The sequence below is a fragment of the Streptomyces yokosukanensis genome (assembly GCF_001514035.1).
In the GTDB taxonomy this organism is placed as follows: domain Bacteria; phylum Actinomycetota; class Actinomycetes; order Streptomycetales; family Streptomycetaceae; genus Streptomyces; species Streptomyces yokosukanensis.
Genome location: NZ_KQ948224.1, coordinates 36,994 through 56,277 on the forward strand (window position 1 = coordinate 36,994; position 19,284 = coordinate 56,277).

Below are 19,284 nucleotides of genomic sequence, written 5' to 3' on the forward strand. Positions count from 1 at the left end.
TTGCCGGGAGCTGGGCTCAGGTCGCCGGGGAGGGGTGGAGAAAGGGCGGCAGGACCCGAGGAGCGCGGGTGCGCAGTTGCCCGGTGACCTGGGCGAGGTCGGAGAGGAAGAGCCGCGCGAGGTCGGTGGTGAAGCCGGTGCGTACGACCAGGCGCAGGACGGAGACGTCCTGACACGGTGCGGGGAAGGAGTAGGCGGGCAGGTGCCAGCTCCGTTCGCGCATCGCGTGGGACACGTCGAAGACCGTGAAGTCCGGTGTGCCGGCGGCGAGACGGAACGCGAAGGCGGGCAGCTCGGAGCCGTCCGTGATCAGCTCGTACGGCGGCATGCCGCGGATCTGTGCGGCGAGCGTGCGGGCCGTCGTACGGCACTGGACCGCCAGCTCCCTGAGCCCTTCGAATCCGTAGCGCAGGAAGTTGTAGTACTGGGCGACGACGTGGGCGCCGGGACGGGAGAAGTTGAGGGTGAAGGTGGGGGACCGGCCGCCGAGGTAGTCGACCTCGAAGACCAGGTCGTCGGGGAGGGCTTCGGCGTTGCGCCACAGGGCCCAGCCCAGGCCGGGGAAGACATGGCCGTACTTGTGCCCCGAGGCGTTGATGGACGCGACGCGTTCGAGCTGGAAGTCCCACATGAGACCGGGGTCGAGGAAGGGAGCCACCAGGGCGCCGGAAGCGCCGTCGACATGCACGGGGATGTCGGTTCCGGTGGCGGCCTGGTACCCGTCCAGCGCCATGCAGATGTCCGCGACGGGATCGTAGGAGCCGTCGAGGGTGGACCCGAGGACGGCCACGACGCCGATGGTGTTGTCGTCGCAGTAGGCGGTCAGCGTGTCGGCGGTGAGGTGGTAGCGGCCCGGTTCCATGGGGACGTAACGGGGTTCCACCTCGAAGTAGTTGGCGAACTTCTTCCAGCACACCTGGACGTTCGCGCCCATGACCAGGTTCGGGTGTCCGGTGTCCTTGCCCTGTGCGCGGCGGCGGGCCTGCCAGCGGCGCTTGAGCGCGAGGCCGGCGAGCATGGCCGCCTCGCTCGACCCGGTGGTGGAGCAGCCGCGCACCTGTTCCGGATACGGCGCGCGCCAGAGCCCGGCCAGCATCCGCACGCAGCGCTCCTCCATCGCGGCGATCTGCGGGTACTCGGCGCGGTCCGCGAGGTTCTTCTCGGCGGTCTCGGCCATGAGCTGCCGTGCCTGGGGTTCCATCCACGTCGTCACGAAGGTGGCGAGGTTGAGCCGTGCGTTGCCGTCGAGCATCAGCTCGTCGCGCACGCGACGGCTGACGGCATCGGGGCAGGATGCCGAGCGGGGCAGTTCGCCGGCCGGCAGGAGGAGGTCGTCGTCGGTCTGTCGGAGGGGGTGTGAGGATGCGATCGGGGCGTCGTGCTCTGTTTCCGGCATGACGTCGATATGCGGGATGGCCATGGGAGCGGGGATGCCTTTCTGGTCCGTGTGCGACCCACGTACATCTCGGACGCTAGATCCTCCCGAGGCCCGGCGGCTGTGCCCATTACACCGATCCAGTGATCGATTTGCATACTAATGAACCGGATTTTTCCCGTGTCAACCCTGGTCATGGGTTCGCTGTGACCAGACGGGGTGCCCACGCGGCTCGCACCGTGACGCGGCGGGGGACCGTCGGTCACGCCGGATGGTCGGCGCTGAGGGTGAGGTGCCGCCAGGCGTCGACGGCGGCCCTGAAGGGGTCGGGACGGGCCTCTACGACATCGAGGGCGAGCTTGCCCAGCAGCAGGCGCAGGGGAGGCTCTCCTCGGCCTCGACGGTGCGGATGATCGCCGCGGCCGCGCGGACGGGGGCACCCGGCTGGTGGCCGTAGGTGGCCGGCGTGCCGGCACGCCGCGCGCCCGCGGTCGTGGCGTAGTCGTCCAGGTGGATCGCGGACTGCCGCATGGACGGGCCGGACCAGTTGGTTCGGAACGCGGCCGGCTCGACGATGTCCTCGCCCTCCTCGACGGCGGCGACATCGGTGATCGTTCGCGGATCACGGGCGGTGACGACCGCCCGGTGGCCGTGTTCGAGGACGGCGGTCGCCGGCGCGCGGCCCAGGCCGGTGGAGCAGCCGGTGATGAACCGGACCGGAGACGGGGTGAGGCCCATGAAGAGGACTCCAGGCGGAGGGGTTCGCATGGGATCGGGCCGAAAAGGGGTGGACCTGGGCGGACCTGTGTGGACATGGGCGGAGGGGCCTGGGGCGGCACACCTGCCGCTCGGCCCGCCTGCCCGGCGCTCACTGATCGGCGGGCGATGCCTTCTCGGACCGCGCCGGATCCGGGGCGGGCGGTGCGTCGGCGGTCAGGCTTCCGAGCAGGCCGAGGGCTTGCTGCGAAGGGCTGTCGGGGGCGGCCTGGTAGACGACCAGCTGCTGGCCGGGGGCGCCGTTGACCGCCAGCGACTCGTAGTCCAGGGTCAGTTCCCCGACCAGCGGATGCCGGAAGCGTTTGGTCTCACGGGTCTTCCGGCGGATGTCGTGACGGGCCCACAGCCGGCTGAACTCCGCGCTGTTCAAGGACAGTTCGCCGACCGTGCGGACCACATGGGGGTCGGCATGGTCGATGCCCGCCGACGCGCGCAGTCCAGCCACCGTGTTGACCGCCACTTGTTCCCAGTCCGGGTAGAACACACGCGCATCAGGGTCCAGGAAGACAAGGCGCACCAGATCGTCGCTGTAGGTGTGGCCGGCGAACAGCGCCCGCCCCAGAACGTTGTGAGCCAGCACGGTCAGACAGCGTCCCAAGATCACGGCCGGAGTGTGGTGCCAGCTCTCCATCATCCGCAGCAGAACGGGACCGACCTGCTCCGATCCCCGCCGGGAGCGATCGCGGGCCGGAGCCGGGCGCGCGAGCCGGTGCAGATGCTCCACCGCGTCCCCGTCCAGCTTCAGCGCCCGGCCGAGGGCGTCGACCACCTGCGCGGACGGATGCCGTTCACGGCCCTGTTCCAAGCGTACGTAGTAGTCGGTGCTGACCCCGGCCAGCATCGCGACCTCTTCCCGGCGCAGGCCCGCCACCCGGCGTCGGCCGGTGGTCGTCAGGCCTGAGTCCTCGGGCCTGACGAGGGCGCGGCGGGCGCGCAGGAGGTCCCCGAGCGGGTTCACGCTGTCCATGCCCGCAACCCTGGCACGCGTCACAGGCACACGGCAGCCCGCAAGGTGGCCGTAGAACTCCTATGAACCGCCCTCCACGGAGAAGCGCTGCCTGGTGACCACCGAGCGCCTGCCGCCACGATCACGGCATGAATTCCTTCTCGCACGTCACGGGCACCGATGGCGGCCGCCACGTCCGCGACCTCACCGGCCGGGTGGCGGTGGTCACCGGAGCCTCCAGCGGCATCGGCGCCGCCACCGCCCGCCGACTGGCCGCGGGCGGTGCCGCCGTCGCCCTTGTGGGCCGTCGCGAAGACCGGCTGACAGCGCTGGCCGACCAGCTTCGCCACACGTCCCCCGGGGACGTTCTGCCGGTGGCCGCCGACCTGGCGCACCCCGATGCCGCCGACACCGCCGCCCGCGCCATCACTTCGGCCCTGGGGCCCGTCGACCTCGTCGTGGCCAATGCCGGAGCGATGCTCGGCGCCCCCTTCGAGACCGCTCGGACCGACGAATGGGACCGCATGATCGACGTCAACCTGCGCGGACTGCTGCGCACGGCACGTGCCTTCACCGACGACCTCCTCGCCGCCGCGGCCCAGGGCCGTCCCGCGGACCTCGTGCACGTCGGGTCCGTGGCCGGCCACTCCCTCTACCCCAACTGGTCCGTCTACTGCGCCACCAAGTCCGCGGTGGCCCATCTGACCCGCAATCTCCGCGCCGAGCTGGGACCACGCGGCGTGCGTGTGCGGAACATCGAACCCGGCGTCACCGAAACGGAGTTGGGGTCGGACATGCACAACGCCGACATGCGGACGACGCTGGAACGCATGCGGACCGGCCTGCACCCGCTGACGGCCGAGGACATCGCCGAGGCCATCGCCTTCTCGGTGTCCGCGCCCGCCCACGTCAACGTGGCCGAGCTGGTCGTCGTCCCCGTACAGCAAGGGTAGCCCGGCAGCGAGGGCAGCCCGGCCGACCCTCATGACCGCAGAAGCCGACCGAGGAAGCCACCGGCGGACTCACCTGTGTCCTGGCACGGTGGTGTCGAGGTCGACGCCGGTCAGGTCGCGGCCGGCCTCCCACACCCGCGCCGCCACAGAGGTGTCGGCGAGCTGACTCCATACTGCTTCCTGCCGAGGCACCCCGCGCAGGCCGAAAAGCTGCGGTCCCCACAACTGCCCTCCGCTCACGGCCGGGTCGAGCACCGCTCGGACCGCGGGCCATGCGCCGGCGTGCTTGCCCTGGACGAGAAGAGCGGCGGGTGCGGCGCGCAGCCGCTCGCCGGCGGTGCGCACATGGACCGGCGGCCGTGACGGGGTGAGGGAGTCCAGGGCCCCGCCGGGATGCACCACGACGCTGGTGACGGGGCTGTGGACGGAGCGCAGGCGGCGGTCGAGTTCGAGCCCGAAGTACATCTGCGCCAGCTTGGACCGGCCGTAGGTGCGCTTGGGCCGGTAGTCCCGCAGGGACTGGAGGTCGTCCAGGTCCAGCCGTTCCGACTTCGCCGCGAAACTGCCCACGGTCACGACGCGTGCCGCCGGTGCGGCCGACAGCAGCGGCATCAGATGGCCCGTCAGGGCGAAGTGCCCGAGGTGATGGGTGCCGAACATGAGTTCATGACCGTCCCGGGTCTCGCGGCGCGGCGGGTCGTCGAGCGCGACGCCGGCGTTGTGCACCACCGCATCGAGGCGGGGCACCGCCAGTGACTCCGCCGTGGTGCCGAGCGACGACAGGTCGGCGAGGTCCAGCCGCACCGCGCGAACCCGCGCGCCGGGCACCTGCGAGCGGAGGCAGACCATGGCGGCCTCGGCCTTCGCCGGGTCGCGACTGCCCAGCACGACGGTGGCGCCACTCGCGCAGAGCTGCTCCGCGATGAAGTACCCGATGCCCGCGTTGCCGCCGGTGACGAGGAAGACGCGGCCGTCGGCGCGCGGCGGCCGGCGAACATCCCACGGTGGAGTGGAGGACGAGGACGACATGACGGCAGGCTCCCTTGATCCGGAGGGACGGGACGGGCGCGCCGCGCCCGGCGGCGCGGCGTGCCACCCACGGTCCACGCGGCCGGCGACACATCGCCTATGGATCACCGACAGCCGCGCCCGGCGGCCGACATCCCGCCGACACGCGGCGCTGCCCGCGACACCCGCCGGTCGCCGTGACCGAGCAGAACAGCGCAGGTGAAACCGTGTGTCAGAGGGTGTCGTCGAGCCAGTCGAAGACGCGGGCCACCGCCAGACGGACCGCGCCGGGGTGGCAGTGGGCGTCGCCGCCTTCCTCCTCGGTGAAGCTCACGAGCTTCTTCGGCGCCCTGACGTGCCGGTACAGCCTGCGAGGATCGGACTCCTCGGTGGCGGAGTAGAACAGGTCGGCGGTCGCCTCGCACACGAGCACGGGGCAGCTGATCTTCTCCGCGCTGCCGTCGTGGAGGTTGTAGCGGGCGTACTCGGCCAGGAACCGTCTGTCGGTCGAGGCTCCCGTGACGTAGCGGCCGTGGTCGCAGGCCCAGCGCAGGGTCGGGCTCTGCTCGCGGGCCTTGGCGATCATCCGGTCCAGTTCCTCGTCGTGCTCGGCCGCCGCGCGCCGGACCACCTCGTCATGAGGTATCGGGAGATGTGCGGTCAGGGCGGAGACGGCGTCGAAGACGCCGTCGAGGGCGACGACGGCCGCGAGGCGCGACTCGTAGGCCGCGGCGCGGGGCGCCAGGTAGCCGCCGAGGCTGACGCCGAGGAGTGCGATGCGAGCCGGGTCGACGCCCGGCAGCCCGGTGAGGAAGTCCAGGACGGGACCCACCACGTTCTCCCAGTCCGGCCGGAAGGTGAGCCCGTCCCGGTGGATGGCGGCGGGTTGCCCGGGGCCGTCGAAGGTCAGCACGTGGTAGCCGCGCTCCTGTCCGCCGGTGGCGCCGAAGAAGTGCAGTTCCTCGGCGGCGCCGTCGAATCCGCTGTGCATCACCAGCGTCGGCTTCGGGCCCGCGCCCGCCGCCTGGTAGAAGTAGCCGTGCAGCACGGTGCCTTCGTACGGGATCTCCACGGGGGTGATGCCGGGCAGCTGGACGACGGCGTTGCGGAAGCAGGCGACTCCGCGTTCGTAGGCGTGGTCGATGCGCGGGTCGCCGGGGTCGCCGTGCAGGAAGAACTCGGCCGCCCGGTAGTAGGTGGAGGCGCGCAGGAGTCCGTCGCGCGCGCTGACGGGGTGGCTCGCGCGGGCCTCGGCCTCCAGCCGCTCGGCGGTGGACAGCCAGGCGTCGTGCCAGCTGTCGTAGTCGCCGGAGGTGACGCGGGAGGCGGTTGCGACGACTTCGCCGACGTCCGAGCCGCCGTAGACGGCCAAGCCGAGATTGCGCAGGGTCTCGAACCAGAACTGCTGATCGTCCTGGAACATCAGCTGCCTCATCGATCCTCCCTCTCCGGGAGGGCGCGCAAGGCGCGTGCGGGCCGGGCCGCGACGGGCTGCGCGGGGCGGGCGATTCGGCCTGCGGGCATGGGTGGCCTCCATCCGTGAAATCCGGACCCTTGGTCCAGTTCGACGATACGGACCCCGGGTCCGTTTTTCAATCGGGGGAGCCGCACCAAGTCCGACACCGCGGCAGCGCGCCTGAGGGGGCCAGGCCAGGCCGTCGGCGCCGCCGACCCGAGAGGCGGGTGGGAAGTGTCGTGTCGTGGGCGCGCGGAGGCGTGTCTGCCCGCTTGGAAAGGCGCGGGCGTTTCGGAGGGACCGTCTATGCTGGCCCGCAGGGACGCAGGGGGAAGGAACAGGCTGGTGGCTTGGTACTGGTGGGTTCTTGTCGTGTTCTGGATGGGCGGTTTCGGGTGGGCGGCCGACAACGTCCGCACCGCACTGCGCAATCGACATGACCGCAAGGTGCAGTTGCTGGAAGTGGCGAAGCAGGAACGCTTGGCCGTCGAAGCGGCGCAGAGGCCGCCGGAGCCCGTGTGCGGATGCACGCATCATCTCGCCAAGCACGACAAGCAGGGCCGCTGCCACGAACGCGTCGAAGTCCCAACGGCCTGGGACGAGAACCGGAAGCCGCTGCGCTACGAGGCCGGCGAGTGCAACTGCCAGCAGTACGTGGGACCCCAGCCCCTGTCCCAGGTGTTCGCGGAGGAACTGACGGACCGCGCCTGACCAGGACGAGGACGCCGCCCTCGTCCGGCTGGTCGAACACCTCGGGTGGAGTGACGACAGGCCGTGCTCGGCGCGCAGTCGCTCCTGGAATGAGGCTCCGACAAGATTCGGGAACCTGCCCTCTTCCGGCCGCAGGCTCCGGCTCGGGGTTGCGGAGGCCCGCCATGTGTCCGCATATGGGGCGTGTGGCGGCCGTGTCGTGGTGCGAACGCGAACGTGACCGCGAACGTGACCGCGTCGGCGGGAGGCGTGCATGTCCGTGCGGAATCCAGGCCGGGTGCAGCCCGCGGCACGCTGGGCGGCGTGGTTGCGCGACCGCGATCCGGATCTGGCGGCGACGAGGAGGGCCGGGCGGACCGCGCTGGTGATGCCCGCCCTGTTCGCGCTGTGCGGTCAGGTGCTCCATTCGCCGACGATGGCGACCTTCGCCGCGTTCGGGTCCTTCTCGATGCTGCTCCTGGTCGATTTCAGCGGCCCCGTGGCGCAGCGGCTCCGGGCACAGGCGGGGCTCGCGGTGGCCTGGGCGGTGCTGATCTGTCTGGGGACACTGGTCGCGGGCGTGACCTGGCTCGCCGTCGTCACGATGCTCCTGGTCGCCTTCGTGATCCTGTTCTCCGGCGTCGTCAGCTCGGTCCTGGCGGGCAGTGCGACCGCGCTCCTGCTGGCCTTCGTCCTTCCGGTCACGACACCGGTGCCGCTGTCGCAGTTGCCCGACCGGCTCGCGGGCGCCGGACTCGCGGCGGCGGTCGCCTTGCCCGCCGTATGCCTGTTGTGGCCGCGTCCCGTCGCCGATCCGCTCAGCGAGCCCGCGGCCCAGGTGTGCCGGGCCGCCGCCGGCTACCTGCGTACGGACGCCTCCGGCCTGGGCGGACTGGGCCCGGCGGCCGAGCCCGGGCAGCGCCGGGCCGCGGCCGAGCGCACCGCTGCCGCGAGCGCGGAGCTGCGGCACGCCTTCGACACCACCCCCTACCGCCCCACGGGGCTGTCCCTGTCGTCCCGCGCCCTGGTCCGCCTGGTCGACGAGCTGACCTGGCTGAGCACGATCCTGGCCGACCGGCCCGCCTACACCGACGACCCCCCGGCCTGCGACCCGGCCGCGCGCACGGCGCGACTCGCCGCCGCCGACGTCCTCGAGGACGCCGCCGACCTGCTCACGGACCCGCGCCGGGACACCGGTCCGCTGCGTGCCGCCATGGCGGAACTGCGGACGACCATGACGGCGATGGAGAGGAGTTCCACGGTCCGCCTGCCCGCCGACCACCAGGTCGGCGACAGCACGGCGGAGACCTTCGGGTTCATCGCCACGCTCGACCTCTCCTTCCGTGCCCAGGAACTCGGGTTCGCCGTCCTGCAGATCGCCGGCAACGTCGAACTGGCCGCCACCGCATGGCAGCGCCGGTGGGCCGACCGACTCCTCGGCCGTGACCCCGGCACACTCACCGAACCACTGGCCTCGGCCCGCGAACGGGCCGCCGCGCATCTCGGACTCCGCTCGGTGTGGCTGCACAACAGCCTGCGCGGCGCCGTCGGACTCGCCATCGCGGTGCTGCTGGCCGACCTGACCGGGGTGCAGCACTCCTTCTGGGTGCTGCTCGGCACCCTGTCCGTGCTGCGCTCCAATGCGCTGAACACGGGCCAGAACGCCCTGCGTGCCGTGCTCGGCACCGTGGTCGGCTCCGTCGTGGGCGCCGGACTGCTGCAGCTGATCGGCCATCACGGAACCGCGCTGTGGTTCCTGCTCCCGCTCGCCGTCCTGGTGGCCGGCATCGCCCCCGCCGCCGTCTCCTTCGCCACGGGGCAGGCCGCCTTCACCGTGACCCTCGTCGTGCTGTTCAACATCGGACACAGTCCCGACTGGCACATCGTCCTGTTCCGGGTGCAGGACATCGCCCTCGGCTGCGCGGTCAGCAGCCTCGTCGCGCTGTTCTTCTGGCCCCGCGGCGCCTCGGCCGCCGTCCACAAGGCACTTGCCGAGGCGTACGACGCCAGCGCCGGCTACCTCTCCGGTGCCGTGGGCTACGCCGTCGGCTGCTGCACCGCCGCGCCCCGCACCGCCGAACCCGTGCGGCAGAACCGCGAGGCAGCCGCCTCGGCCCGCCGCCTCGACGACGCCTACCGGACCTATCTGGCCGAGCGCGGCGCCAAACCCGTCTCGCTGGCGGACATGACCACGCTGGTCACCGGGGTGGCCGCCCTGCGCCTGGCCGCCGACGCCGTCATGTCCCTGTGGCGGGCCACCGGTCCGGTGCGAACGGCAGCCGATCAGACCGAGGCCCACCGCGCCATCCTCGGCGCCGCGTCCCAGGTCACCGACTGGTACCGCGGTCTCGCGGCGAGCCTCGGCGGCGGCACGCCCGTCCCGGCCCCCGTCCGGCTCCAAGCCGAGGCCGCGGCCCGGCTCGTGGAATCCGTGCGCACCGACCTGGTCGACGGCGGAGGCCAGGCCACCGCCACCGCCGTACGCATCATCTGGACCGGCGACCATGTGGACGTCGCACGCCGCCTCCAGCCCGGCCTCGCCGCCGCGGCGCGGGGGAGCGCCCTCCGCTGACCCGCGGCGCGGAGACGATCCGGTCGGTCGAGGAGGCCGCATTCCTCCAGGCGGCGCACCTGCCGGCCCGCGTCGGCTGCCGCTCAGGTGGCAGCCTCCGCCTCCTCGGAGTAGACCACCAGGGTGTGCTCCGGTCGTTCGGCCAGGTGGAAGGCGGTGTACGAGAAGGTGGTGACGCCGCCTTCCGGGCGCCGCAGCCGTTTGCGGCCGTTGTGCTGGTCCTGGACGTCGTGGCGCGGCCACCAGGTGTCGGCCTCGACGCTGCCCGCGGCCAGGTCCTCGATCAGCCGGGTGTAGCGGGGGTCGTCCGCATGGCGTCCGGCCAGTGAGCGCAGTCGGGCGAGCAGGCCGCGCGCTTCCAGCTCCCAGTCCACCAGGACGTCCCGCGCCGCCGGATCGAGGAACACCCAGCGGGCGAAGTTCGCCGGCCGGTTCCCGGTGGCGGACAGGCAGGGGAACAGTTCCGCGGCAGCCCTGTTGTGACTGAGCACGTCATAGGTGCCGTCGATGATGTACGCCGGGTGGGGTTCGAGCATCAGCGGAACGGCCGCGACCGCGGCGCCGAGTCCGGCGGGCCGCTCGACCTCGGCGACCGGGGCACGGCCGGCGAGTCGGAACAGGTGTGTGCGCTCGTGCCGGTCGAGCCGCAGGGTCCTCGCGAGGGCGTCCAGCACCTGTTCGGAGACGCGGATGTCCCGGCCCTGTTCCAGGTACGTGTACCAGGTGGCGCTGATGCCGGCGAGCAGCGCCAGTTCCTCGCGGCGCAGGCCCGGCGTGCGGCGCCGGAGGCTGCCGGGCAGGCCGACCTGCTCCGGAGTGATCCGCTCTCTCCGGGTGCGAAGGAAGGCGCCCAGCTCACGGCGTTGATCGGGATTCTTCGACACGGTGAATGGCACTCCTGGTTCCAGAATGAACTGGCTCTGTATACCAGGCTAAATCCTCCCCAGACTGGTTCCCGACCGGGCAACCGGCCCGGTCGGTGGGGAGATCTGAGGAATCGTGTCGGGAATCGAGAACAAGGTCGTGGCGATCACCGGAGCCAGCGGCGGGATCGGGGAGGCGACCGCGTGGGCGCTCGCCGCAAGGGGTGCGCGCCTGGTCCTCGGCGCACGCCGCACCGAGCGGCTCGCGGACCTGGCGGCGCGGATCGAGGCGGCCGGGGGAACCGCCGTGCAGCAGCGCACGGATGTGACCCGACGAGGGGACCTGCTCGCGCTGGTCGGGCTCGCCCAGGAGCGCTTCGGCCGGCTGGACGTGCTGGTCGGCAACGCCGGGTCCGGGGCCATCTCCCCGCTCGACGATCTGCGCGTCGACGAGTGGGACGAGATGGTGGACGTGAACCTCAAGGGAGTGCTGTACGGCATCGGCGCCGCGCTCCCGGTCTTCCGGGCCCAGGGTTGCGGTCACTTCGTCACCGTCGCCTCCACGGCCGCCTATCGCATCGTGCCGTCGATGGCGGTCTACGCCGGGACGAAGGCGGCGGTCCGCGCCGTCTGCGAAGGCCTGCGTCAGGAGGCCGGTGACTCGGTGCGGGTGACCGTCGTTTCGCCCGGTTTCATCGCGACGGACTTCGCCGAGGCCTCGACCAACCAGCGGGTCAGGGACGAGATCACACGGCTGCGGGACCGGACCGCGATCGCGCCCGACGCCGTGGCCCGGGCGATCGCCTTCGCGATCGAGCAGCCGGGCGACGTCGACGTGAACGAGGTCGTGATCCGCCCCACGGCACAGAGCTGACCGTTCCTGCGCCTCCCCGATGCCGTCACGCGGATTCCGGTCGTGGACGCCAGGTGCCGTCGAGCGGAATGCCGGCGGCCGCCGCGATCCGGTCGCGCGACTCCCGCAGCCGGGTCCTCAGCCGCGGCAGGTCCACGTCCACCAGCGCGCCGTCGCGTTTGACCACGCGGCCTGCGACGAGAACCGTGTCGACCAGGCCGGGGTGGCCGGCGGTGACGAGCGTGGCGGCCGGGTCGGTGACCGGGAAGACGGTCAGGTCGTCGGCGCGCAACAGGATCACGTCGGCGTCCTTTCCGGGCGTGATGCTGCCCGTCCGGGCGTCGAGCCCGCACGCCTGGGCGCCGTCGACGGTGGCGAACTCCAGCAGGTCCCGGGAGCGCAGACCGCCGTCCAGTCCGCGCTGCACCGCGTAGGCGGTGCGCATGGTGGAGAACATGTCGCCGCCGGCCGCCGGGACGTCGTCGACGGACAGCGTCGGACGCAGACCGGCCGCGAGCATCCGGCCGGTCATGGGCCGGCCGAACCCCATCTTCAGCTCCACGTCCGGGCTGATCGACACCGAACTGCCGGCGTCCGCGAGCATCCGCAGCTCGTCGTCGCCGACCCCGTTGGCGTGCACGAATGTCGTGGTCCCCCGCAGCAGGCCGTGCCCGTGCAGGTCGGCGATCGGGCGCTGGGTCCCGTCGGAGGCGACGTGCAGGCTTGTCCGCAGCCCGAGTTCGGTCGCCAGCTTCAGCTCGTCGGCGACGGTGTCCCTACCGGTTTCCCGCGCACCGCGCAGCCCCAGTGCCATGGTGACCAGGCCGTCCCCGGGCAGTTCGCGACGGACACGGCGGACCTCGGCGTCGATCGGGTCGTCGGTGCCCCATCCCGCGCCGTAACAGAAGATCGACCGGCCCGGCGCGTCCCGCAGTGCCGCGACGGCCGCGTCGGCGTGCTCGGGGCTCTGCGGACAGTGGAACCAGTCCAGCATCGTGGTCACGCCCGAGTGCAGGGCCTCCAAGCGGCCGAGCAGGTTGCCCAGATAGACGTCCTCGGGCTGGTAGCAGGGCCTCAACGTGCCGTGGATCGCGGCCAGATAGTCGGCGAACGTCCAGTCCGCGCCGACACCTCGGAACGCCGTCTGCCAGGTGTGCCGATGGGTGTCGACGAAGCCGGGCAGCACGATGCGGTCGGTCGCGTCGATCACCTCGGCGTCAGGTACGTCGATCCGCTCGGCCACCTCGACGATCACGCCGTCCTCGATCAGCACGTCGCCACGGTCGAGATCGCCGACAGCCGGGTCCATGCTGACCACGGTGCCGCCGGTGAGCAGGGTCTTCATGGGATGAACTCCTTCACGAAAGCATCCGATTGTCCGTCACTGGTGGGTTGTTGATCACGACGTCTCGGGCGGAGAGCGAGGCCCCGGCGGAACGCCTGGCACGGCGATCTGCTCATCTGACGGGCCGCCAAAGCGTGTTGGGGATGGGGCACCAGCCCCGGGAAGTGCACCCTCGCCACGGCCGGATGGTCTGCCCGCGCCTCCGCGAGCGCCTGACCGTCGGCGTCGTGCCGGGGCATGCGCAACGGCAGGGTGCGCAGGCTGCGCAGCAGCAACCACGCATCGAAGGTACCGAGCACGGCACCGGTGAGCACGGCGGTGTCCCAGGTCCGGTCCAGCAACTCCGCCGGCCCGCCGCGGCCTCCGCGATCCCGCCGCGGTCGGCCGCGGCCTGCGGGTGTTCGCCGGTGTCCGGCTGATGCGGCACACGCGGGCGGACGCGGTCGCCTTCGAGCGCACGGTCACCCAGTTGCCGGAGGTGGTCCACAGCCACCACCTCCCGGACGCGGCCTTCTGTAACGCGTGTAACCTGGGCGGGAGGAAGAAACCGCAGGCAGACAAGGTGATGCACGCCATGGCCCAGGTGCCGAACGCGTCGGCGTCGATCACGAGCGCGGACGTGGCTCGTCTGGCGGGGGTGTCGCGGGCCACGGTGTCGTTCGTCCTCAACAACACGCAGGCGCACCGCGTGAGCGAGGCGACACGGGCACGGGTGCTGGCCGCGGCCCGACAACTGGGTTACGTCCCGCACGCCGCGGCGCGGTCCTTGCGGGCCGGCCGCAGCAATCTCGTGCTGATCCCCGCCTCCGCGTCCGCGATCGGCGGCCTGGTCAGCAGCTGGCTCGACGACCTGCACAGCGAACTCGAGCGGCACGGATACATCGCGGTGCTCCACGCCGGCCGGTACGGCGACGCCACGGCCGGCGCCCGTGCCTGGGCCGAGCTGCGCCCGGCCGCGGTCCTGGCGCTGGACGGCGACCGGCTGACCGCGACGGCGGCCGACGTGCTCCGGCGGGCCGGTGTGTCCGCCCTGCTCGCCTTCGCCTCACACTCCGTGGCAGGGGTCCACACCTTCTCCTTCGACCACACCGAGGTCGGTGCGGTGGCCGCGCAGCACCTCGTCGCGCGGGGACGCGAGCGGATCGGCGTGATCATGCCGAGCGAACGCGGTCTGGACGCCTTCGCACAGCCGCGCCTGGCGGGTGCCCAGGGCGTCGCCTCCCGGAGCAGGGCGACCGTCACCGCCGTACCGATGAGCTACAGCCGGGACTCCGCCGCCGAGGTGGCGCAGTCGTGGCCCGGCCTCGGCCTCGACGCGGTGTTCGCCTACAACGACGAGTACGCCACCCTGCTGCTGCACGCCTTGCAGGACCAGGGCATCACCGTGCCCGACCAGGTGGCGGTCGTCGGCGCCGACGACCTCGTGCCCTCCGCCCTGCAGCGTCCGCCGCTCACCACCGTACGTCTGGACCTGCCGTCACCCGCTCTGGTCGCGGACACCATCGACGCTCTCCTGAGGGGAACCGACGCCCCCGAGGTGCCGCCGACGGACGCCGTCCTGGTGCCCCGCCAGTCGTCCTGACCCACGCTCCCGGGACGGCGACGGGGCGAAGAGGCGCCACGGCATCGCCACCATCCTGTTGCACGTGTAACGGGATGGTGTGCACCCCGTACCCCGGTCAGGAAGCGACCGTCCTCAAGGCGGTCGCCCTCGACGAGACCCTGGGCAGCTCACTGCGTGACATCAGCCGGCACGTTTTCGGAGATCTGCTCCAGGGACCGCCCAACAGGGCCTCCTGGCCAGGGGGATGGTCGTGGCCGTCGGTGAGTGGAAAACGAGTGGCCCCGGCATCTACCTGATCACTAACCTCACCATCCATGAACCAGCGGCAGGGCAAGCAGCAGCCCCCCGCACAGCCTCTCTGTGATCGGATCCTCACCATGCCCGCCACCCCCCGCATCGCGATCGTCGGCAGCGGCCCCGGAGGCCTTGTCTGCGCCCGCGTCCTTCAGCGGCACGGCATCCCCGTCACGGTCCTCGAACGCGAGGCCACCCCCGACTCCCGTTCGCAGGGCGGCACCCTCGACATCCGTGAGGACACCGGCCAGGTGGGTCTGCGCGCCGCCGGACTCCTCGACGAGTTCCTTGCGCTCTCCCGGCCCGAGGGCCAGGAAATGCGGCTCATCGACCGGTCGGCCGCCCTGGTGCGCCACCATCAGCCCGAGCCCGGCGACACCGGTGCCCCGGAAATCGACCGAGGACAGCTGCGTACCCTCCTGCTCGACTCCCTCACCCCGGGCACCGTGCGCTGGGACCACTCGGTCGAAAAGACCGTTCCGCTGCCCGACGGCACCGTCCGACTGGAATTCACCCGCGGCACCGCCGAGGAGTTCGACCTGGTCGTCGGCGCGGACGGCGCCTGGTCGCGGGTGCGCCCCGCACTCTCGGACGCCCAACCCGCGTACAGCGGTGTCACGTTCGTCGAAGTCCACTTCGACGACGTCGACCGCCGCTTCCCCGCCATCGCCGAACGAGTCGGCCAGGGCACCATGTGGGCCAAGGCCGGGCGCTTGAGCCTGATCGCCCAGCGCAACGCGGGCTCCCACATCCGCGCCTACATCGCCTTCCGGGGGCCGCTCGACTGGCATTCGGGCATCGATCCGGCCGACACCGAAGCCGTGCGCGCCTGTCTGCTGGGCATGTACGAGGGCTTCGACGAGAGCCTGCTCGACCTGATGCGTCAGAACGACGGGGCCTTCGTCAACCACCCCGTCTTCGTCCTCCCGGTCCCGCACACCTGGCAGCGCGTCCCGGGCGTCACGCTGCTCGGCGACGCCGCCCATCTGATGCCCCCCGTGGGCGTCGGCGCCAACCTCGCCATGCTCGACGGCGCCGAACTCGCCCAGGCCGTCATCGACCGGCCCGGCGTGGACGACGCGGTGGCCGCGTACGAGGACGTCATGCTGGCTCGCTCTGCCGAGCAGGCGGGCACCGCCGCGGCCATTCTTTCGGCCCTGATGCCCGACACCGACTCCACCGAGCCGGCCTTCCCGGACTTCCTCGGCTGACCCCGTCCCGACTCCTCCCGTCCCGACTCCTCCCGTGCCGGTGATCGGCCCGTCATGCCGTGGCACGGTCAGGGCGACTTCGTGGCCGGCAGTTCCAGGAGGAGTTCGTAGCCGCCGTCGAGGGTGCGTCTGGATCTGATGGTTCCGCCGAGGAGTTCGGCGCGTTGCCTGAGACCGACGAGGCCGTGATGGGCGCCGGGCAGGGGGAGAGGGGGCAGGGTGGGCGCCGTGTTCGTGACGGCGGTGCGGATGGTGCCGTCCATGTGGCGGATGTGTACGGTCGCCGTGGCGCCGGGCGCGTGTTTGCGGACGTTGGTCAGCGCCTCCTGCACGGTGCGGTAGATGGCGCGTTGGACGGTGGGAGGAAGGTCCTCGGGCAGCTCGGTCTGGAGTTCTGCCTCGATGCCGCTGCTGTCGACCAGCCGCCGCAGGTCGGCCAGGGACGGCTGGGGGGTGAGTTCCGTGGGGCGGCTGCCGGAGGCGCGCAGCACGCTGACCATGTGCCGCAGTTCCTCCAGGGTCTGCACACTCAGACGCCGGATCGTGGCCGCCGCCTTTCTCGTTTCGGCGTCCTGACTGCCCACCTGGAGGGCTCCCGCCTGTACGGCGATGAGGCTGACCTGGTGTGAGACCACGTCGTGCATCTCCCGTGCGAGCTGCGCCCGCTCCCGCGCGAGGACGCTCTGTGCGGTCATCATCCGTTCCTGCTCGCGGGCCTCGGAGATCTCGGCGAGACGCTGGGACAGGTCGCGCCGAGCCTGGACGAGCTGTCCCAGGAAGACGGGAGCCGCCGCGGTGGCCAGCGTGTAGGTGACGTGCATGAGGTTGTTGGTCTGATTGAATCCGGCGGTCTCCAGGGATGACCAGGGCCACGGGAGAAAGTCGATGACCGCGTAGGTCAGGGCGCAGCCGGCGAGCAGGGCGCGGTGCCGGTTGAGCGAGGAGAGGGTGTAGAGCGCGACCGTCGTGGCGAACACCGCGTCGGAGACCAGCGTGCTGGGGAGCGTGAGGACGAAGCCGACCAGCGGCAGGCGACGACGCAGCGTGAGGGCGAGGGAGGCCAGCACCGCCCATGCCAGGGCCGCCGGCGTCTCGACGTCCAGATGCCCCCACGCGTCCGCCAGCGAGACGAGGACGAGCACGGTGTCCAGCAGGGGAGCCGGCATCCCACGGCGCCTCATCCGGTGGCCTCGTCGCGCGACGGCGCCAGAAGGCCCGCGCGCTCGGCGATCAGAGCCGCCTGCACCCGGCTGCTGACCTGCAGTTTGTTGAGGACGGCGCTGACGTGGCCTTTGACGGTGCCGGTGCTCAGGTGCATCCGTTCGCCGATGTCGGTGTTGGCGAGTCCCTCGGCCAGGAGCACGAGGACGGCACGCTCGCGTTCGGTCAGCCTGGCCGTGAGACGGAAGGCGGGTTCGTGCAGGTCCTTGTCGAGATAGCCGTCCACCACCGTGCGGGTGACCTTGGACGACAGCACCGTGCCGCCCTCGGCCAGGGCGCGCACGAGGTGGGGCAACTGCTCCGGGTCGGTGTCCTTGAGCAGAAACCCGGCGGCGCCGGAGCGCAGGGCCGCCGTCACGTATTCGTCGGTGTCGAACGTCGTGAGCATGGCCACCACCGGCGGGGCGGGCATGCGGCGCAGCTCGGCCAGGACGGTGAGGCCGTCCACGTCCGGCATGCGGATGTCCAGCAGCACGATGTCAGGGGGTGACTCGCGGACCGTCCGCATGGCCTGGCTGCCGGGGACCGCCGCCACAACCTCGATGCCGTCGGCCGCGTTGAGGATGTGTGTGAAGCCCGTACGGACCAGGGCTTCGTCGTCGACCACAAGGACCCGGATCACGTGCACTCCACTCGTCGCATGCCCCCGCTCGATCCGTACCACCGCGGAAGCCGTCACTGGCGGCCGGTGGGCGATTCCACCCGTTGGCGTACTTTGGCCAGTCGGCCGGGATGGCTTCGGCCGATCGGCGGGCCGGTTTCGGAAACGTGCTGGGTGATCCGGCTCGGGGGTTCGGCAAAACCTGAGGACATGACGAAGAACACGACCTCGGCCGTGCCGACACAGGCGCGGCGTGAGCTTCAGACGCCCCGCCTTTCCGAGCCCGCTGCCGCGCCGTCGACCGGGCGGCTCATCGGCATCGACCTGGCCCGCGGACTCGCGGTCTTCGGCATGTACTCCGTCCATGTCGGCCCCGATGTGTCCGTGGGCGGGCCGGTGGGGTTCCTGCTGGAGGCGGCGCGGGGCCGGTCCTCCGCCCTCTTCGCGCTGCTCGCGGGCTTCTCGTTGGTCATCATCACGGGCCGACCGCAACCTCGCACCGGACGCGCCGGCCGTCAGGCCGTGGGCAGGATGGTGATCCGGGCGCTCGTCCTCATGGTGCTCGGCTACGCCCTGACGGCCCTGGGCACCGAGGTGGACGTCATCCTCAGCTTCTACGGGCTGCTCTTCCTGGCCGTCCTGCCGCTGTACCGATTGCGGGCGGGCACGCTCGCAATCGTCGCGGCCGCGGGCGCGCTGGTCCTGCCGCAGGCGCTGTACGCGATTCGGGCGTCGATCGAGGCCGGTACCTGGGCGGACACCGTGACTGCCTGGGACCCGCTGGCCCGGCTCAGCGGCACCGACGGCATTGTCGAACTACTGTTCACCGGAGAGTATCCGGCCCTCACCTGGATGCCGTTCCTGGTCGCGGGCATGGCCGTGGCCCGGCTCGATCTCGGTCGGCCGGGTGTCCGGTCCCGGCTCGCGGCCGCAGGCGGGGCGCTCGCCCTGCTCGGCTACGGCGGATCATGGGTGGCGCTGCGCATGGTGCCGCACGCCCTGTCCGCCGTCGCCGCCGCCACGGACGGTGGTGCGGCTTCGTCGGCGTGGTGGTCGGACACCGTCGGCGACCCACAGCGCGCGGTCCCGGCCGCCTGGCTGCTGGTGGCCGCACCGCACAGCCAGACGACCTTCTCCATCCTCGGCAACACGGGCGTCGCCCTGGCGGTGCTCGCCGGCTGTCTGACCGTGGCCGACCGGATGCCCCGGCTCACACGCCTGGCCGCACCCGTCGCCGCGGTCGGCATGATGGCCCTGACGGCCTACGTCCTGCACATCGTCGCGCTCTGGTTCTTCGTCGCCCTCTGGTACGTGCCCGCGATCCACAGCGACACCATGAGCGCGCTCCTGGTGCTCTTCGGCTTCATGGCGGCCGCCACGCTGCTGGCGACCGTGTGGACCCGTCATTTCCGGCGCGGCCCGTTCGAGCACCTGGTCCACATCGCCACCCGGCCCGCCCGGCACATCAAATAGGACGCATGAGGCGCGCGGGGGCTGGTCGGCAGCCACCGCGCGCCACCGCGCGATCATTCACCGCAGATGGTCAGCCCGCTTC

The 19,284-nt window shown here is 71.7% G+C and carries 17 protein-coding genes; 7 read left to right on the forward strand and 10 right to left on the reverse strand.

Annotated features, from left to right (window positions below):
* Positions 1 to 16 precede the first annotated feature (16 nt).
* From gad to AQI95_RS35275, 3 genes are all read right to left on the reverse strand, one after another.
* Positions 17 to 1,420, reverse strand: a complete 1,404-nt coding sequence (gad, locus tag AQI95_RS35265) for a glutamate decarboxylase (protein WP_067133738.1) — start codon at positions 1,418 to 1,420, stop codon at positions 17 to 19.
* 294 nt (positions 1,421 to 1,714) lie between these two features.
* Positions 1,715 to 2,113 (reverse strand): Rossmann-fold NAD(P)-binding domain-containing protein, encoded by a 399-nt coding sequence (locus AQI95_RS35270; RefSeq protein ID WP_067133741.1) that lies wholly within the window; start codon positions 2,111 to 2,113, stop codon positions 1,715 to 1,717.
* Positions 2,114 to 2,243: 130 nt separating this feature from the next.
* Positions 2,244 to 3,119 (reverse strand): helix-turn-helix transcriptional regulator, encoded by an 876-nt coding sequence (locus tag AQI95_RS35275; RefSeq protein ID WP_067133744.1) that lies wholly within the window; start codon positions 3,117 to 3,119, stop codon positions 2,244 to 2,246.
* A gap of 128 nt (positions 3,120 to 3,247) precedes the next feature.
* Between AQI95_RS35275 and AQI95_RS35280 the strand changes: the two genes are divergently transcribed.
* The gene (locus AQI95_RS35280) at positions 3,248 to 4,051 is read left to right on the forward strand and encodes an SDR family oxidoreductase (RefSeq protein ID WP_067133747.1); all 804 of its coding nucleotides are present in this window, start codon (positions 3,248 to 3,250) and stop codon (positions 4,049 to 4,051) included.
* 69 nt (positions 4,052 to 4,120) lie between these two features.
* Here the strand turns inward: AQI95_RS35280 and AQI95_RS35285 are convergent, their stop codons facing one another.
* Both AQI95_RS35285 and AQI95_RS35290 read right to left on the reverse strand, forming a co-directional pair.
* On the reverse strand, positions 4,121 to 5,080 hold the full coding sequence (locus AQI95_RS35285; RefSeq protein WP_067133750.1) for an SDR family NAD(P)-dependent oxidoreductase: 960 nt from the start codon (positions 5,078 to 5,080) through the stop codon (positions 4,121 to 4,123).
* A 211-nt stretch (positions 5,081 to 5,291) separates the two neighbouring features.
* The gene (locus tag AQI95_RS35290) at positions 5,292 to 6,494 is read right to left on the reverse strand and encodes an alpha/beta hydrolase family protein (protein ID WP_067133755.1); all 1,203 of its coding nucleotides are present in this window, start codon (positions 6,492 to 6,494) and stop codon (positions 5,292 to 5,294) included.
* Positions 6,495 to 6,860: 366 nt separating this feature from the next.
* On the opposite strand from AQI95_RS35290, the gene AQI95_RS35295 reads away from it, so the two are divergent.
* Both AQI95_RS35295 and AQI95_RS35300 read left to right on the forward strand, forming a co-directional pair.
* Positions 6,861 to 7,226 (forward strand): hypothetical protein, encoded by a 366-nt coding sequence (locus tag AQI95_RS35295; protein WP_067133758.1) that lies wholly within the window; start codon positions 6,861 to 6,863, stop codon positions 7,224 to 7,226.
* Positions 7,227 to 7,479: 253 nt separating this feature from the next.
* Positions 7,480 to 9,777 (forward strand): FUSC family protein, encoded by a 2,298-nt coding sequence (locus AQI95_RS35300; protein ID WP_067133761.1) that lies wholly within the window; start codon positions 7,480 to 7,482, stop codon positions 9,775 to 9,777.
* An 83-nt stretch (positions 9,778 to 9,860) separates the two neighbouring features.
* Here AQI95_RS35300 and AQI95_RS35305 read toward each other — a convergent pair whose 3' ends face one another.
* Positions 9,861 to 10,661 carry a helix-turn-helix transcriptional regulator gene (locus AQI95_RS35305; RefSeq protein ID WP_067133764.1) on the reverse strand — a complete coding sequence of 267 codons (801 nt, stop codon included), beginning with the start codon at positions 10,659 to 10,661 and terminating at the stop codon, positions 9,861 to 9,863.
* A gap of 115 nt (positions 10,662 to 10,776) precedes the next feature.
* On the opposite strand from AQI95_RS35305, the gene AQI95_RS35310 reads away from it, so the two are divergent.
* Entirely contained in the window at positions 10,777 to 11,514 is a 738-nt protein-coding gene (locus AQI95_RS35310) for an SDR family oxidoreductase (protein WP_067133767.1), read from the forward strand.
* 25 nt (positions 11,515 to 11,539) lie between these two features.
* On the opposite strand, the gene AQI95_RS35315 is transcribed toward AQI95_RS35310, so the two are convergent.
* Together AQI95_RS35315 and AQI95_RS35320 are read right to left on the reverse strand one after the other, a co-directional pair.
* Positions 11,540 to 12,838, reverse strand: coding sequence for an amidohydrolase family protein (locus tag AQI95_RS35315; protein WP_067133770.1), 1,299 nt, complete (start codon positions 12,836 to 12,838; stop codon positions 11,540 to 11,542).
* Positions 12,835 to 13,179, reverse strand: coding sequence for a PLP-dependent transferase (locus AQI95_RS35320; protein WP_067133772.1), 345 nt, complete (start codon positions 13,177 to 13,179; stop codon positions 12,835 to 12,837). The genes AQI95_RS35315 and AQI95_RS35320 overlap by 4 nt, the downstream gene beginning before the upstream one ends.
* Positions 13,180 to 13,256: 77 nt before the next feature.
* Between AQI95_RS35320 and AQI95_RS35325 the strand changes: the two genes are divergently transcribed.
* Together AQI95_RS35325 and AQI95_RS35330 are read left to right on the forward strand one after the other, a co-directional pair.
* Entirely contained in the window at positions 13,257 to 14,420 is a 1,164-nt protein-coding gene (locus AQI95_RS35325) for a LacI family DNA-binding transcriptional regulator (RefSeq protein ID WP_244188946.1), read from the forward strand.
* A 359-nt stretch (positions 14,421 to 14,779) separates the two neighbouring features.
* A complete protein-coding gene (locus AQI95_RS35330; protein ID WP_067134076.1) occupies positions 14,780 to 15,907 on the forward strand; it encodes an FAD-dependent oxidoreductase in 1,128 nt (375 codons plus the stop codon).
* A gap of 68 nt (positions 15,908 to 15,975) precedes the next feature.
* Here AQI95_RS35330 and AQI95_RS35335 read toward each other — a convergent pair whose 3' ends face one another.
* Entirely contained in the window at positions 15,976 to 17,088 is a 1,113-nt protein-coding gene (locus AQI95_RS35335) for a sensor histidine kinase (protein WP_067133775.1), read from the reverse strand.
* The gene (locus AQI95_RS35340; protein WP_067134078.1) at positions 17,085 to 17,750 is read right to left on the reverse strand and encodes a response regulator; all 666 of its coding nucleotides are present in this window, start codon (positions 17,748 to 17,750) and stop codon (positions 17,085 to 17,087) included. Before AQI95_RS35340 ends, AQI95_RS35335 begins: the two co-directional genes overlap by 4 nt.
* Positions 17,751 to 17,939: 189 nt before the next feature.
* On the opposite strand from AQI95_RS35340, the gene AQI95_RS35345 reads away from it, so the two are divergent.
* Positions 17,940 to 19,202: a DUF418 domain-containing protein gene (locus AQI95_RS35345; protein ID WP_067133778.1), complete on the forward strand. Its 1,263-nt coding sequence runs from the start codon at positions 17,940 to 17,942 to the stop codon at positions 19,200 to 19,202.
* Positions 19,203 to 19,284 lie beyond the last annotated feature (82 nt).

What these genes read in the sequence shown, in the direction of transcription:
- AQI95_RS35345 (WP_067133778.1), top strand. Translation starts at nt 17,940, where the DNA reads ATGACGAAGAACACGACCTCGGCCGTGCCGACACAGGCGCGGCGTGAG.
- AQI95_RS35275 (WP_067133744.1), bottom strand. Translation starts at nt 3,119, where the DNA reads ATGGACAGCGTGAACCCGCTCGGGGACCTCCTGCGCGCCCGCCGCGCC.
- AQI95_RS35290 (WP_067133755.1), bottom strand. Translation starts at nt 6,494, where the DNA reads ATGAGGCAGCTGATGTTCCAGGACGATCAGCAGTTCTGGTTCGAGACC.
- gad (WP_067133738.1), bottom strand. Translation starts at nt 1,420, where the DNA reads ATGGCCATCCCGCATATCGACGTCATGCCGGAAACAGAGCACGACGCC.
- AQI95_RS35280 (WP_067133747.1), top strand. Translation starts at nt 3,248, where the DNA reads ATGAATTCCTTCTCGCACGTCACGGGCACCGATGGCGGCCGCCACGTC.
- AQI95_RS35270 (WP_067133741.1), bottom strand. Translation starts at nt 2,113, where the DNA reads ATGGGCCTCACCCCGTCTCCGGTCCGGTTCATCACCGGCTGCTCCACC.
- AQI95_RS35330 (WP_067134076.1), top strand. Translation starts at nt 14,780, where the DNA reads ATGCCCGCCACCCCCCGCATCGCGATCGTCGGCAGCGGCCCCGGAGGC.
- AQI95_RS35335 (WP_067133775.1), bottom strand. Translation starts at nt 17,088, where the DNA reads ATGAGGCGCCGTGGGATGCCGGCTCCCCTGCTGGACACCGTGCTCGTC.
- AQI95_RS35285 (WP_067133750.1), bottom strand. Translation starts at nt 5,080, where the DNA reads ATGTCGTCCTCGTCCTCCACTCCACCGTGGGATGTTCGCCGGCCGCCG.
- AQI95_RS35325 (WP_244188946.1), top strand. Translation starts at nt 13,257, where the DNA reads ATGCGGCACACGCGGGCGGACGCGGTCGCCTTCGAGCGCACGGTCACC.
- AQI95_RS35315 (WP_067133770.1), bottom strand. Translation starts at nt 12,838, where the DNA reads ATGAAGACCCTGCTCACCGGCGGCACCGTGGTCAGCATGGACCCGGCT.
- AQI95_RS35300 (WP_067133761.1), top strand. Translation starts at nt 7,480, where the DNA reads ATGTCCGTGCGGAATCCAGGCCGGGTGCAGCCCGCGGCACGCTGGGCG.